The organism is Oleiphilus sp. HI0132, assembly GCF_001635845.1.
The window spans coordinates 1-658 of the sequence record NZ_LWGJ01001380.1; the positions used below are offsets into that span (position 1 = coordinate 1).

At 42.1% G+C, this 658-nt stretch carries 2 protein-coding genes; both read right to left on the bottom strand.

Features of this window, described 5'->3' with window-relative positions:
* Positions 1-130: 130 nt before the first annotated feature.
* Positions 131-406, bottom strand: a complete 276-nt coding sequence (locus tag A3766_RS21220; RefSeq protein WP_068511479.1) for a hypothetical protein — start codon at positions 404-406, stop codon at positions 131-133.
* Between the two features lie 128 nt (positions 407-534).
* Complete coding sequence (locus A3766_RS32760) at positions 535-645, bottom strand: hypothetical protein (protein WP_369808614.1); 111 nt, start codon at positions 643-645, stop codon at positions 535-537.
* Positions 646-658 lie beyond the last annotated feature (13 nt).

The following is a 658-nucleotide window of genomic DNA, read 5'->3' on the forward strand; positions in this document are numbered from 1 at the left end:
TTTGCGCATATAACGCCTGCCACAACGGCTTGGGTGAAGTGGCGGCGTTTTTGCGTCTTTTTGCAAAAACGGTGACAGTTTACCCAAGTCCGATTGATGGCACTTGTTATGTGTTTTCATTGAATTTAGGTCATCTATTGTAACCAATATCTGGGTTATTAGATTGATACTTGCGAATGAACTCTACCTCTTTGGCTGCTAGTTCAGACTCTTCACAATCTGGTGACTCCCAAAGTATCTGTTTACGTACTGTGTAATCTTTGCGTACCTCTTGAGGAAGCGTTGCAAAGTCTGCATTTACTGTATCCATATCCGGGCTGCCAAAATAACGATGGCTTCCGATGCTATCCTTGCCTATATATATTTTACCTGTGGGATTATAAGTAATTTTATAGATCTGTTTCATCTGCTCCGGAATTCCATTTTTTCACATAACGCCCAGCTCACCGGAGGAGCAAAATTGGCGTGACTTTTTGCTCCAGCAAAAAGCGCGACACATTTTGCGGAGTCCGGTGGAGCTGCTTGTTATAGCTTTTATTGGTATTCAAATTTGGTTTTAGCCTCACCAGTTTCATTTATAGTTAGTGTAAATGACTTCCAATCACCGCCAGTATGCGATTTCATAACTGAGTGAAGCTTAGGCACAACGGTATAGAGC